The organism is Bacillus sp. UNC437CL72CviS29, from assembly GCF_000482345.1.
Classification (GTDB): domain Bacteria; phylum Bacillota; class Bacilli; order Bacillales; family Bacillaceae_G; genus Bacillus_A; species Bacillus_A arachidis.
Genome location: NZ_KI535304.1, coordinates 162,328 through 175,488, shown reverse-complemented (window position 1 = coordinate 175,488; position 13,161 = coordinate 162,328). Strand labels below are relative to the sequence as shown.

At 36.1% G+C, this 13,161-nt stretch carries 11 protein-coding genes, 2 pseudogenes and 1 other annotated feature; of the genes and pseudogenes, 6 read left to right on the top strand and 7 right to left on the bottom strand.

All coding sequences use genetic code 11. The annotated features are described in order from the left end of the window. Positions 1 to 5: 5 nt before the first annotated feature. Positions 6 to 290 (bottom strand): hypothetical protein, encoded by a 285-nt coding sequence (locus M014_RS0125085; RefSeq protein ID WP_026594142.1) that lies wholly within the window; start codon positions 288 to 290, stop codon positions 6 to 8. 249 nt (positions 291 to 539) lie between these two features. On the opposite strand from M014_RS0125085, the gene M014_RS0125080 reads away from it, so the two are divergent. Further along, positions 540 to 1,433 (top strand): YitT family protein, encoded by an 894-nt coding sequence (locus M014_RS0125080; RefSeq protein WP_026594141.1) that lies wholly within the window; start codon positions 540 to 542, stop codon positions 1,431 to 1,433. Between the two features lie 94 nt (positions 1,434 to 1,527). Here M014_RS0125080 and M014_RS0125075 read toward each other — a convergent pair whose 3' ends face one another. Then, positions 1,528 to 1,797, bottom strand: coding sequence for a hypothetical protein (locus tag M014_RS0125075; protein ID WP_026594140.1), 270 nt, complete (start codon positions 1,795 to 1,797; stop codon positions 1,528 to 1,530). 362 nt (positions 1,798 to 2,159) lie between these two features. Here M014_RS0125075 and M014_RS0125070 point away from each other — a divergent pair, with 362 nt between their 5' ends. Together M014_RS0125070 and M014_RS0125065 are read left to right on the top strand one after the other, a co-directional pair. Then, entirely contained in the window at positions 2,160 to 2,546 is a 387-nt protein-coding gene (locus M014_RS0125070) for a DUF3938 domain-containing protein (protein ID WP_026594139.1), read from the top strand. A gap of 149 nt (positions 2,547 to 2,695) precedes the next feature. Next, positions 2,696 to 3,472, top strand: a complete 777-nt coding sequence (locus tag M014_RS0125065) for a hypothetical protein (protein WP_026594138.1) — start codon at positions 2,696 to 2,698, stop codon at positions 3,470 to 3,472. Between the two features lie 172 nt (positions 3,473 to 3,644). On the opposite strand, the gene M014_RS0125060 is transcribed toward M014_RS0125065, so the two are convergent. Next, on the bottom strand, positions 3,645 to 4,259 hold the full coding sequence (locus M014_RS0125060) for a DedA family protein (protein ID WP_026594137.1): 615 nt from the start codon (positions 4,257 to 4,259) through the stop codon (positions 3,645 to 3,647). Between the two features lie 621 nt (positions 4,260 to 4,880). Here M014_RS0125060 and M014_RS0125055 point away from each other — a divergent pair. After that, positions 4,881 to 5,783 (top strand): EamA family transporter, encoded by a 903-nt coding sequence (locus M014_RS0125055; protein ID WP_026594136.1) that lies wholly within the window; start codon positions 4,881 to 4,883, stop codon positions 5,781 to 5,783. 25 nt (positions 5,784 to 5,808) lie between these two features. On the opposite strand, the gene metG is transcribed toward M014_RS0125055, so the two are convergent. Beyond that, positions 5,809 to 7,443 (bottom strand): methionine--tRNA ligase, encoded by a 1,635-nt coding sequence (gene metG / locus M014_RS0125050; RefSeq protein WP_026594135.1) that lies wholly within the window; start codon positions 7,441 to 7,443, stop codon positions 5,809 to 5,811. A gap of 52 nt (positions 7,444 to 7,495) precedes the next feature. Then, positions 7,496 to 7,769, bottom strand: a binding site (T-box leader). 113 nt (positions 7,770 to 7,882) lie between these two features. Here metG and M014_RS0125045 point away from each other — a divergent pair. Beyond that, positions 7,883 to 8,703, top strand: a pseudogene (locus M014_RS0125045) (class I SAM-dependent methyltransferase). A gap of 215 nt (positions 8,704 to 8,918) precedes the next feature. On the opposite strand, the pseudogene M014_RS27485 reads toward M014_RS0125045, so the two are convergent. Next, positions 8,919 to 10,003: pseudogene (locus M014_RS27485) on the bottom strand (TIGR04053 family radical SAM/SPASM domain-containing protein). Positions 10,004 to 10,142: 139 nt separating this feature from the next. Between M014_RS27485 and M014_RS0125035 the strand changes: the two are divergent. Beyond that, the gene (locus M014_RS0125035) at positions 10,143 to 10,457 is read left to right on the top strand and encodes a metal-sulfur cluster assembly factor (protein WP_000076465.1); all 315 of its coding nucleotides are present in this window, start codon (positions 10,143 to 10,145) and stop codon (positions 10,455 to 10,457) included. A gap of 159 nt (positions 10,458 to 10,616) precedes the next feature. Here M014_RS0125035 and M014_RS0125030 read toward each other — a convergent pair whose 3' ends face one another. After that, positions 10,617 to 12,266 (bottom strand): M4 family metallopeptidase, encoded by a 1,650-nt coding sequence (locus M014_RS0125030; RefSeq protein WP_139265615.1) that lies wholly within the window; start codon positions 12,264 to 12,266, stop codon positions 10,617 to 10,619. 156 nt (positions 12,267 to 12,422) lie between these two features. Next, positions 12,423 to 13,121, bottom strand: a complete 699-nt coding sequence (locus M014_RS0125025; RefSeq protein WP_026594132.1) for a pirin family protein — start codon at positions 13,119 to 13,121, stop codon at positions 12,423 to 12,425. Positions 13,122 to 13,161 lie beyond the last annotated feature (40 nt).

The following is a 13,161-nucleotide window of genomic DNA, read 5'->3' as shown; positions in this document are numbered from 1 at the left end:
ATTATTTAGCGAAACATTGGTGTATACGGACCGACCTCGTCACTCTCTCCGCTCGATTCTTGTCTACGAACCGAACGAACCATTCCATATTTATAGAAAATAGAAAAGAGTGGAACATTATTGAGACTATCTTCACATGTATCAACTAGTGCAAACGCTTTTTGTCTACCACTTGATGTTTGTTGACGTACAAAACGAGAAACATTAGTGAGAAAAAAGACTTCTAATAAACAAAGCGCTGTCGTTACAAAAGATATATATAGAATTGCATCTTGCAATAAAAATTCCATCGCTTCACATCCTTAATAAGCTCATTTTAGCACATTCTTTGGATGTTCTCTATTTCCTTTTCTTTTCAAAATATGATACAAAATTCCATTGTATTCACTTCTTTTCTTATAACCACATATACCACCAATTAGGTTAGAATTTTCATAAATTTAAAACATTTTTTCATTACCATAAAACTATTGCCAGTTTTTGAAAAAAGCATTATTCTCTTCTTGTAATCAAAAATGAATATGGAGATGAAACATACTATGGGTCAATTAGGAGACACCGATTACGTTCCCGACACCGCCTTTTTATCCTTCCCAGCAGCTAGAACATTTCATTTAGAATTTGTAATACAGTTGATTGTTATTTTTATAGCTTCCATTTTGTATGCTATTTCAATGAATATGTTTTTTATCCCGCATAATATGATTAGCGGTGGTTTCGCTGGTGTGGGGATGATTATCGGTTATTTAATGCATTATAATATCGGTGCACTTATCTTTTTATTAAACATCCCACTACTTGTTCTAAGTCATTTTTACTTAGGGAAGAAAACAACTTTCTTAACAGCTTACTTCGTGGCAGTATCATCTGCAGCCATGAACATTATCCCAGTACATCAAGTTTCGAATGACATTTTACTTTCATCTGTATTTGGTGGTGTTATCTGTGGTGCAGCATCCGGAATTATATTCCGATTTGCATCATCCACTGGTGGTTTTGATGTTGTTGGATTGATTGTAGCGAAATATAAAGACATTTCAATTGGTGCCATTATTTTTGGCTTCAACCTAGCCTTACTTGTTGTCGCTGGCTTTATTTTCGGATGGGACATTACACTGTACACGTTAATTAGCCGTTTTGTTGCCAGCAAGGTAATCGATGCTGTGCATACAAAACACATTAAATTAACGATAATGACAATTACAGAAAAAGGCGAGGAAATTAAAAGCGCACTACTGCATCACGGCATACGTGGCGTAACAATGGTAGACGCTGTCGGTGGCTATACCAACCATAAGAAAAAAATGATTTATACTGTCGTAACTCGTTACGAATTAGGAGAAATAAAGCGTATCATTCGTCATGTAGACAATCATGCGTTTATGAATATTACAGAAACCGTTGAAATCGTTGGACGTTTCAAACGAATATAAGAAGACGCAAGGAATTACAATTCCTTGCGTCTTTTTTTACCTCATTACCAATGGCCGGCATGTTCGTTCATATCAATTACTTATGCCAGCTAAATTATGATGTATAAGTATTCGTTCCACTCAATAATCTTTGATTGTAATTATGAGCGGCAATTGCTCCCCAAACCATACAAATAAAATGTGTAACAAAAAGCCCTATACCAAATGTTACAATACCAACAATTAACTCAATAATAATCATAATAATTGCACCAATAATTGTTGAATACAACATTCCAAAAGAACCAAACAAAAACGTTAATACTAAAGAAATGCCTATACTTTTCGTAGGTGTAACTATGATATGCTGCTTTTGTGTCCCCATCTAATGCCCTCCCTTTTAAATTAACTAAAAATTCAATTAAATTAATTGTACAATAAAATGGAATATTAATCCATATACTTTATTTCTTAAAATTATTTTACACTTATTACAAAATCAGATAATTCTATTATTATTAAGCTAAATATGTTATAATACAGTAAGACTTACAAAAAAAGAAATGAGAAGTCAGGTATATTTCAGTTATAATTGTCACACCGTAAAAAAAAAAAGACAACCATCTTAGTTATTCTTCTATTAATCTTTTATCAAAAAGATTCACACAATTAAAATTAACTTCTATTTACTTACTATACCTACCTTTTTGACTTCCAAATCATCTTATTACATAAGGAGATGAACATATGAATCAGCATATACGGTACATGGTAGCTGCCCTGTTTGCTATCATTGGAGGCATGATTTGCTTCTGGACAAACATTCAGCTTGGAGAACATATCATTTTTAATGGAATCGAATCCGCTGTAAGCGCTTCAATATTAGGCGGATACATTTTCTTCCTCTTTAATCCAGAAGAAAATGCACAAAAAACAATGCTATTAACAATGATCGGAATCGTTGGGGGATGTATTTCCTACTCAATGACAAACTATACATTACCACTTCAATTAAGCTCAGCTGTCTTCCACGGTCTTTGGACTTGGTTTATCGCCTTTTGCTTGGCAGATGTATTTAACCTATTGCAAGATTCTGAAGAAGAGAATAGCCGAGGAATCGAGAGCAATTCTTAATAAAAAGAGGCTGGAAGATAAATCTTCCAGCCTCTTTTTTATCAATTATAATTTCCATTTTGACATTGATATGTATCAAAAATAATTATGCATTCATATTAAAAAGTTCTATCTAATATATTTAAAACACATAATATGCGAGGTGAACTATGGATAAAAAAAAGATTTTTTCTGATCTTCTCATCAAACTTTGTGCCGCCTGTTTTCTCTCTTTTTCTGTTATACTTTTTTTCTTTATACAAGATAGCTTTGATTTCTATAAACTCTCAGCGTTATTATCTGCATTACTGTATAACCCTTGGTTCTATGCTCTCTTTTGCTATGCTATTTTGTGCTCATTCATTATTGATAAACTCGCTCTAAAACAAACAAACATTACAAAAAAAGCATTACTGTATATCATTTTTGGTTATCTATTTTTTCTTCCTTTTCCGTTGTTTAGTAGCGATCCATTTATCATCTATTTCATTGCAGGTTCAATTGGAGCAATATGTGCTCTTTTCTTTTACTTATGCACATATATCGCTCAAAAAGCAAAATGGTTTCGCTATAGTATCCCTATTCTCATTCCCATTTTATTTATTACAATTGCAGCAATCGATTTTACAAAGAAGGAACAATGGGTGGAACACACGACAGAAAATGAATTTGAAGCAACCTTCTCCTATTTTAATGGGAAACATAAAATCCCTATTTATGCTAAAGAGGGAGCAATTATTGAAATGAATGTTCAATTTTTAGTTGGGGGAAATAATAGCTATGGTCATGGTCTCCACTTTGCTAGTGAATTTAACAAAAACGTACCTGTTTCCGAAATAAATACAGATACTTATCAACTCGCAGCAACAAAAACAGGAACCTATTATATTGTAGTTACCGGTGAAAACCTTACAGGTAAAATAAAAGCAAAATGGAACATACATTGAACTACCCCCACCTAGCTTCCCTATTTCTCTCTGAATCTTGAGGCGGGGATTTTAGGATAAAAAGCATAAGCGGCTCGCTCAGAATGTGAGGGGATGGAGCTAGATTTCAATAAAAAAGAACAGTGCTCGCTCGCACTGTTCTTCCAATTTTCGACATAGAATGGATTCCATATTAATTTACACTTTGTACAAATACGCGTTTTAATTGTTTACGGAAACGAACGCCTAACGTAACCGCTACAATAACGATGACTCCGAAGATAATTTTTCCAATGTGCTGTTCAAGCAATCCAAAAATATCATGTAAGTTTCCACCTAACCAATAACCACCAATTAAGAAGAAAGATACCCAGAATAGTGCACCAGCGTAAATCGTCATTGCAAAGCGACGGAACGGCAAATTAATAATCCCTGCAAAGTATCCTGTAAAGTGACGTACGCCTGGAATAAAGAATCCGATAAAGATAAGGAAATATCCATATTTATCAAACCACATTCTTGTTAAATCAATTTTTCTTTGTGTTAAAAACACATACTTCCCATATTTCTGTACAAAAGGCATACCTAGTTTATTTCCTAAAAAGTACTGAATTGTCATCCCAACACTTGTACCAATAAATGACAAAATAATTAAAATAGGTAAGTGCAAATCTCCTTTTTGCGCCAAAAACCCTGCGTATGCTAGTGTTGGCTCTCCAGGAAACGGAAGGGCAATATACTCTAATAGCAAGCCAAAAAGTACTACACAATAACCGTATTGCTGAAATAACTCATGAATCCATTCCATGTCGATCTCTCCTTTTCGCTCTTATCTACAGCATCCACCATCACGTACGAACTGTTATTATTATTGTATAAAAAAATTGTCGAAATAACTATCACAATAGCTTACATTTAGCTTACATTTTTGTAAGGAAACTACCAAAATAAACTATATTCATGCAAAATTCCCTAATAACTATTATATATTTTCGTTTTTTTTCATTTTTCCTTCATTATGTATGAAAAAATAGCGTTTTTCGTCATTTTCCTCACCGATAATTCTATAAAGCTTCTTATTTTATGGAATACACGTAACTTCTAAAGAAGCACAAAGACTTGTGAAAAACATTACATGTATTTTATATTGAAAATGTAAAAGGGATTGCTATAAACTACAATCAGACCTACTTTGATTTTCAAGCGTATAAGTCGCGACTATGAAGAACAAACTGTAACCTGCTCTCGTTTTCTTTTTTTGGTTCACTTGGCATGGCGCAGAAAAGGAGCTATCAGTTTTTAATTATTCTATACCCAAACTCACACCCTTTTGTGAGTGGCGGAATTTTGTAGAGTTTTTACTCTGTTTCGTTCGCCCGTTGTCCTTTATTGGACAGCGGGCGTTTTTTATTTATAAAGGAGGATTTTTATGGAGAAATTTAAGTTTTCATTATTAGTTTTATTTGGCGCCTGCAGCTATGGCGTACTTTCGACAATTTTCAAACTCGGCTTTATGAATGGTTTTTCTGCGCATGAGCTATTAGGTGGACAATATGTATTTGGCTGGATTGGACTTTTATTACTTGTTCTATTCTTCTCTCGTCATAACATCTCGAAAAAACAAACATTTTCTTTATTAGCTGTCGGAACAACAATGAGCATGACCGGAATTTTCTACGCAATTTCTGTAGAAGAATTACCCGCTTCTATCGCCGTTGTTTTACTTTTTCAATTTACATGGATTGGGGTTGTCATTGAAGCCGTCGCTAACAAAACGTTACCAAGCCGGGAAAAGGTAAGCTCGATTCTCATTTTATTTGCCGGAACATTATTTGCAGGTGGCGTGTTTGAAGGGCTCGGACAAAACTTCTCTACAAAAGGCATTATCTTTGGACTATTAGCCGCTGTCTCTTTTTCTTTTTATATCTTTGCTAGTGGACGCGTTGCTACAACTGTACCACCGTATACAAAAAGCTTCCTTATGACAACAAGTGCTACACTGATTGTTTGCTTAATCTTTCCTCCAACCTTCTTAACAGACGGTGCCTTGCAGGCTGGATTATGGAAATATGCTTTCTTCCTTGGATTTTTCGGTGTTATTGTACCAGTTATTTGCTTCTCAATCGGTGTCCCAAAAGTAGGAACAGGACTTGGAACGATTTTAGGTGCTGCTGAACTACCAACAGCAATCATCGCTTCTATTACACTTGTTCATGAAATCGTATCGCTATTGCAATGGCTCGGCATCATTTTTATATTGATTGGTATTTTTACACCGCAAATTCTTACAGCACGAAGAGAAAAGAGACGGAACGTGGAACAAAGCGCCTAAAAAAAGAGCACATCATGTGCTCTTCTTACTTTAATGCTCCGTATAGCTTTTCTATCTCTGTTTCAATTTGCTTTATATCAATTCGCTCAAACAATGGCTGCACATGACTGATTCGCTCTGGCAATGTATTTTCGCATTTCCAGTTCACACTTGTAATTGATAATATATCCCGCACTCTTTCACTAGAAAATGGTAAAAACGGCTCAAGTAACTGCGCAAAATTCACAATGAAATATACACAATGAGAAATTGTATCTTCACAAGCAATAGGGTCTTCCTCCCTTTGTTTCCAAGGCGCTCGCTCATCAAAATATTTATTTGCAAAGCGCACCGTTTCAAATATTGTTTCCAGCGCTACTTTAAAATGAGCCTGTTCAATTGCATCTCCTACTTTCTGATATAATTCCTCTATTCTTGCTTTCAGCTCTACATTTACTTTTCTATTCGGTACTACACCGTCATAATACTTCTCAATGAATTTCAGTGTACGGTTCACAAAATTCCCATATGCACCTAGAAGCTCACTATTGTGACTATAAATAAATTCTCGCCAAGAAAAATCTGTATCACGATTTTCTGGTGCATTAATCGTTAAGAAATACCGAATCGAATCTGAATCATACCGCTCTAATATATCAGGTACCCATACAGCCCAGTTTTTACTTGTTGATAACTTCCGTTTCTCGACCGTTAAATATTCATTGGATACAATATGACGAGGAATTGCCTTTTCTCCGATTCCAAATAATACAGCTGGCCAAATAATAGAATGGAACGGGATATTGTCCTTACCGTGCACATAATATGTCTTCGCATTACTACTCCAGAACTCCCCGTCATCTTCCCCTGTTTCTTCAGACCATCGTTTACTTGCTGAATAATAACCTGAAACTGCTTCAATCCACACGTAAATTTTCTTGTCCTCATATCCCTTCACTGGAATTGGTACTCCAATTGGTAAATCACGTGATACAGCCCTGTCCTGTAATCCTTCTTGTAAGTAACGCTCCGTTAATTGAATGGCATTATCACGCCATATTCCTTTTTGTTTTGCAGCTGTTACTACATCTTTCATCTGTTCTTGAAATTTATGCAATGCAAAATAGAAATGCTCTGTTTCCTTAACTGCTGGCGTATTTCCACATAGCTTACACTTCTTTTCTAATAAATCAAGTGGATCTAAAATGGCCGAGCAAGCATCACATTGATCTCCGCGCGCCGGTTCATGACAATGTGGACAAACTCCCTCTACATATCGATCTGGTAAAAATTGTGCACACGTTTCGCAGTATGCTTGTTCCACTACCTTTTTATAAATAAAACCTTCTTCTAATAAACGTAAGAAAATCTTTTGTACTGTTTCATGATGGTGCTGCGCATCTGTACGCGTATAACAATCATACGTAAAACCAAGCTGCTGAAAACATCGCTCAAACTCTTCATGATAATAATCAGCAATTTCTTTTGCAGTAACCCCTTCTTGTTTTGCCCGAATGGCAATCGGTGTTCCATTACAATCGCTTCCTGATACGTAAAGAACGCGCTCTCCTTTTGCTCTATAATAACGCGCTAAAATGTCCCCTGATAACAAGGACGCAACATGCCCAAGATGTAAAGATCCATTCGCATATGGCCAAGCTCCTCCAATAAAAATACTCACCTTACATTCCTCCTTTTAAATATAAAAAAGCCCCGCCCCTATCTTTTAAAAAGATAAGGGCGGGGCTGTATAAACAGTCGCGGTACCACCTTATTTCGCCAGCTATTCACATAACTGACCTCATCAAGTACGGAGCAATCGTATGCTCTTATACTGTGATTTTGATAACGAGAACCAACTCTCGTCGCCGCCTACTATTACCATTTGATAAGTTCAGGACGAAGCTCAAAGGCCATTGTTCAAATGAACATTCTTGCTTCTTCTCAGCTTCCGAAGCTCTCTGGAAAGAATGGTTTCACTCTACTTTTCCTTTTCAACGCTTTTCATATATAACACGTATTTTACGACTAAAATACAGAAAAATCAAACTTTCATTCAAAAAAAGGAAATATAAAATCCCTTCCGAATATTTATATGTTCAGAAAAGGGAGTGATTTCATTGAATCAACAACAATTAAGCACCGCCAATAAAAAAGGCTGGAGTGCAGCTGCTTATGAAGCGTGGACGAATCGGCACGGTACTCCACAGGAATACGCAAAGAAACTAATGCAAAATCCCGCTCGTGAAGTAGCCTACTACTTACCTTACATACAGAATCTCCAAGGGAAACGGATCATCAATTTACTCGGCTCAAAAGGAAATAAAGCTGTGGCATTCGCATTATTAGGCGCTGACGTAACCGTTGTAGATATTTCTGAAAGCAACGCAAAATATGCAACTGAACTAGCAGATGCCGCGGGAGTATCTATTGAATATATCGTTTCAGATGTGTTAGAAATAACACCTTCTCAATCATTCGATGTTGTGTTGCTAGAATTAGGTGTACTTCATTACTTTTTAGATCTCAAACCACTTTTTCAGCTTATCTCGGGACTACTAAAAAATGGCGGTACTTTTATACTTCGTGACTATCATCCCCTTTATACAAAATTATTAGCAACAGACGATCCAAAATTTAAGGCAAACGGAGATTATTTTTTTGAAGAAATTATTGAGGATACTGTTGCTTATAGCAGCCTACTTGATAAAACGAAGCAAGAAACACTACCCAAAACACTAATTCGTCGCTGGACGTTAGGAGAAATTATTACAGAAGTTGCCGGAGCGAACCTGCACATTGAAAAGTTTACTGAAGAGCATGGTCCGCACCAACGATGGGTCTTTCCTTCTTCAGCCCCAGAAGGAATTGAAGAACGCATCCCTGGTTTGTACACATTAATTGCTACAAAATAATGCAAAAAGGATCCTTTCACGGATAGGATCCTTTTTGCATGCTTAACGCATATAAGTTGAGGTTGGAGATTACCATAATTCTGTAGAATAGGACACAAGGTATTTCAACATTTTGTCTCTGACTTACGCAGTCAAAAGGGGTATGACCAACATAACGAAGAGTAATGTTTTGTTGATATTGATAATCGTTATCAACTAATTAGAAGTATACATGATGTTTTTTTAAAACACAATAGGATTTTCATATTTTTCTTCGTAAAACTTTCGGTACATATACACAATATGGCTCACTTTCTAAATAATCACCCGTTATTGCATACGCTCTAGAGCGCGAACCACCACATATATAGCGGTATTCACATTTCCCGCACTTCCCTTTATAGCTATCTGGATCACGTAAAGCTTGAAAAATTGGAGAATCACGATAAATATCCCGTAAACGCTGCTCTTTCACGTTCCCAGCTTGAATCGGTAATAATCCACTAGGATATACATCGCCAATGTGTGAAATAAACACAAAACCATTCCCATCATTAACTCCTTTGGGTGCTCGTCCTAAACCATCAATTTTTCCAGTTAAACCATTTTACAGTGCATCTTCATAACGAATTTCCCGATTATTTTTTGCTGCATCACAACGCGCCGGTAATGCTGAGCAGCCGTTGTCTTTATATCAAATGAAGCCTTTTTCCCTATTTTATATAATTTGTGAAATACAAGTTCATGTTCTGCCGACGAAATCATATCATCTATATTTCCTCTTCCAGTTGGAACAAGGAAAAATACGCTCCATAGCACACCACCTAATTGTTCAACAAGTGTTGCCATCTCCTCTACTTCATGAATATTGTACTTAGAAATGGTTGTATTAATTTGCACAGGAATCTGTAATTCATTTAAATATTGAATCGCATCCATCGTAAGCTGAAAAGATCCTGCCGTGCCGCGAAAACGATCGTGTGTCTCAGCTGTAGCACCATCCACACTAAAGGCCCAGCGTGCAAGTCCAACTTCCTTTGCCTTTTGAATGGCCTTTTTCGTCACATTCGGAGTCGCACTAGGCGTCATCGAAACACGTAATCCTTTTTGCACTGCATAATCTGCTAGCTTATAAATATCTTCTCTCATAAGCGGGTCCCCGCCTGAAAAGACTAGCATCGGCTGGTTCATTTCATATATTTCATCAATTAATTTCTGTCCCTCAAGAAAAGTTAATTCTCTCGGATCTCTCCTATACTGCGCTTCAGCTCGACAATGCAAGCATTTTAATTCGCAAGCTCGTGTAACTTCTCATATCACAATAAAAGGATTTTCATCATAGTTCATTTTCAATCTTGCTCCTTCCTACATACTTATAATCAGTATAGGGAAGATTCTAAAAAAACACTGTGAGCTATTTCACTGCATCTTTATTTTATTTCCTTTATAATGAGAATGGATATCATTAATGTTAGGAGTGTTGTGCATGTCGCAAGAATTCGAAGAGAAGTTATATGCCAATTTAGAGGCTGTTATCGATCCTGAATTAGGTGTAGATATTATCAATCTTGGTTTAGTATATGATGTGACAGCGGATGAAAATAATAATGCCGTTATTACAATGACGATGACTTCTATCGGTTGCCCAATGGCCGGACAAATCGTGTCGGATGTCAAAAAAGTATTATCAACAAATGTACCTGAAGTAAATGAAATAGAGGTTAATGTCGTTTGGAATCCACCTTGGTCAAAAGAGCGTATGTCACGTATGGCAAAAATTGCGCTAGGTATTCGCGATTAACATCACATAAACATAACAAGCTAAGAAGGATGTTTTCTATTTAAACATCCTTCTTAGTTTTTATCCCTTGTAAAACGCAATAAAAAAAAAATCCCCTGTAGCTTTTACAGGGGAAATAAGGTAGCTTATCCATTAAAGAACGATACACATACTATTTTGCTATTTTACACCAACTGCATCATAAGCCTTCGTTACAGCTTGTACTTCTTTAGAGTTTTTACCATATAAATCTTCTGCAGATTGAAGTGCAGCTTGGCGCATCATTTTAAAGTTAGAGTTTGCTGTTAAATATTTTGTAAGAGCTCGGTAGTAAATTTTTTCTGTCGCTACGCGTCCCACGCCATTTACTTTCACACCATAATGAGTGCCACCTTCAGACACTAAATATGCAGCTTTATTATTAATACTACTGTTAATATGAACGCCGCCATTATCATATGGACCAGTGTAGCGCTTGCTGTAATGATCTGGGTAACCTTCACCAGGTTTTAATGGATTCGGAATAGATGCTGGATCACTTAGAGAACGAAGTGCATCACCTTCGATACCAGGTGTATAAATGTCAGCACCTAACTGCCAGCTTTTCTTCTCGACCATTACACCCATAATATCAGATAACGATTCATTTAATGCACCTGGCTCATTTTTATAAACAAGGTTCGCCGTATGCTCTGTTACAGCATGTGTTAACTCATGTCCAATAACATCTAAGCCTGCAGATAATGGAATAAATGTTTTTCCATCTCCATCACCATACATCATTTGCACACCGTTCCACGCAGCATTATTCCAACTCTCTCCTACGTGAACAGTAGAAATCAGCCTTGCACCTTTATTATCGAAAGAATTACGGTTAAATGTCTTTTTATAATAATCATATACTTTTCCTGCATTTACATGTGCGTCAACAGCCGCTTTATCTTCAAAAAACTTTGATTTACTTTCTACTTCTTCACCTGTATATCCAAACCATTGTGAGAAAATATTAAACCAGTTCTCATCCATATTTTGTGCATCAAACGTATGAACACCATTTCCTCGTTTTCCATCAAACAAGTTAAATGCTCCTGTTTTTTCATCTTGAGCAATTTCAAATGATTGCTTGTTTCCTAGAACGCCATATCCAAAACCAGTAATATGATCGATTGCATTATATTTCTCAATCACATTTCCATTCGTTGCATCAACAAAGTAATGCCAGTAACCTGGAGCTGGTTTTGAAACAGATGCTTTTACAAGGTATGAAAGGTAATATTGCCCATCCTTTTCATACACATATAAATCTTTTTTAATACCATCATATTTATCCACTTTGCCAATTTCTTTCTCAATATCGGCTTTCGCAACATCTACCGCTTGCTCATCAGTAATGCTAGCTGTAGCTGGAATATTTTTATCTTCTAAATTCGGGATAACTTGCCCGAAGAACGCTTTTACATTATTGTCTTTATCAAGTGTAACTGTTTGATCAGATCCATATACAGGAACATTATTATGTTTCTCAACTAACTTTACATGTGTTGTACCTGATTCAGCATCCTTTTCTTCCCCGACAATATTAAAATGTTTGTCAATATTTCCTGCTAATTTAAACATATCCTTCTTACTCTCTAAATATTGAAATACTGTTTCTTTTTTATCTAATCCTTCTGGCGCTTTCCATTCCTCACCTATGTAAGCTGGTGTTTTAAATTCTTGGTGATATTGAATTTGCTGTTCTTCCGCTTGTGTTTTTGTTGCTCCAAATGCTCCAAAACCTCCAACGATAACGGATAAAGCTAATGCTGATGAAACGACTTGCTTTTTCAATCTAACACTCCCCATTCCCCAAAAATTTTTTTAACACTTTTATACATTTCGAAAAAAAATATATATTTCCTTCAAAAAAATATTGAGAAACAGTTTTCTTGCAATTTATTCCAAAAAAGGGAGTATCTTGTTAGACACTCCCTTTTCCTTCATTCTTTATTGTTTTTTCATCTCAATCGCTATATAATGCGATTGCTCTTTTGCTTGAATACGAATATCTTCTTCAACTACTTCTGCTGCATCACGCATTACAAGTGTCTCACCATTTATAACACCACTTCCTTCAATTTGCACAAGATAAACTTGACGACCTTCGCTAACAGGGAAATTAATTTCTTTTCCTGCTTCTAAAGAAAGTGAATATAAATTTGTATCTTGATGAATCTCAATTGCTGCACCACCATCAATTGGAGATACCATATGGAACCAATTATTTTCACGTTTATTCCAATCAAACTTGAACTCACCGTAGTTTGGTGTGTGTCCTACGCGGTCTGGTAAAATCCAAATTTGTAATAGACGTAATGTCTCATTTCCTAAATTATGTTCACTATGAAAAACACCTGTACCAGCGCTCATATATTGTACATGTCCACGCTCAATTGTGCCGCGGTTCCCCATGCTATCTTGATGTGTTAATGCTCCATCTACAACGTAAGAAACAATCTCCATATCACGGTGCGGATGCATATCAAATCCTGTTTGTGCTGCTACTAAATCATCATTAATCACGCGAAGCGCCCCGAAGCTCATATTATCTCGATTGTAATAATCTGCGAATGAAAAATGAAAATGTGTATTTAACCAACCGTGATTTGCTCTTCCCATATTTTTATGATCAACTTTTTTAAACATATCCTTCACCTCATGTTATCTCGAATTCGAGATATTTATT

Coding starts and splice junctions, on each gene's coding strand:
- M014_RS0125070 (WP_026594139.1), top strand. CDS start 2,160: ATGAATCAGCATATACGGTACATGGTAGCTGCCCTGTTTGCTATCATT.
- M014_RS0125055 (WP_026594136.1), top strand. CDS start 4,881: ATGGAGAAATTTAAGTTTTCATTATTAGTTTTATTTGGCGCCTGCAGC.
- M014_RS0125075 (WP_026594140.1), bottom strand. CDS start 1,797: ATGGGGACACAAAAGCAGCATATCATAGTTACACCTACGAAAAGTATA.
- M014_RS0125085 (WP_026594142.1), bottom strand. CDS start 290: ATGGAATTTTTATTGCAAGATGCAATTCTATATATATCTTTTGTAACG.
- M014_RS0125060 (WP_026594137.1), bottom strand. CDS start 4,259: ATGGAATGGATTCATGAGTTATTTCAGCAATACGGTTATTGTGTAGTA.
- M014_RS0125035 (WP_000076465.1), top strand. CDS start 10,143: ATGTCGCAAGAATTCGAAGAGAAGTTATATGCCAATTTAGAGGCTGTT.
- M014_RS0125080 (WP_026594141.1), top strand. CDS start 540: ATGGGTCAATTAGGAGACACCGATTACGTTCCCGACACCGCCTTTTTA.
- M014_RS0125025 (WP_026594132.1), bottom strand. CDS start 13,121: ATGTTTAAAAAAGTTGATCATAAAAATATGGGAAGAGCAAATCACGGT.
- M014_RS0125065 (WP_026594138.1), top strand. CDS start 2,696: ATGGATAAAAAAAAGATTTTTTCTGATCTTCTCATCAAACTTTGTGCC.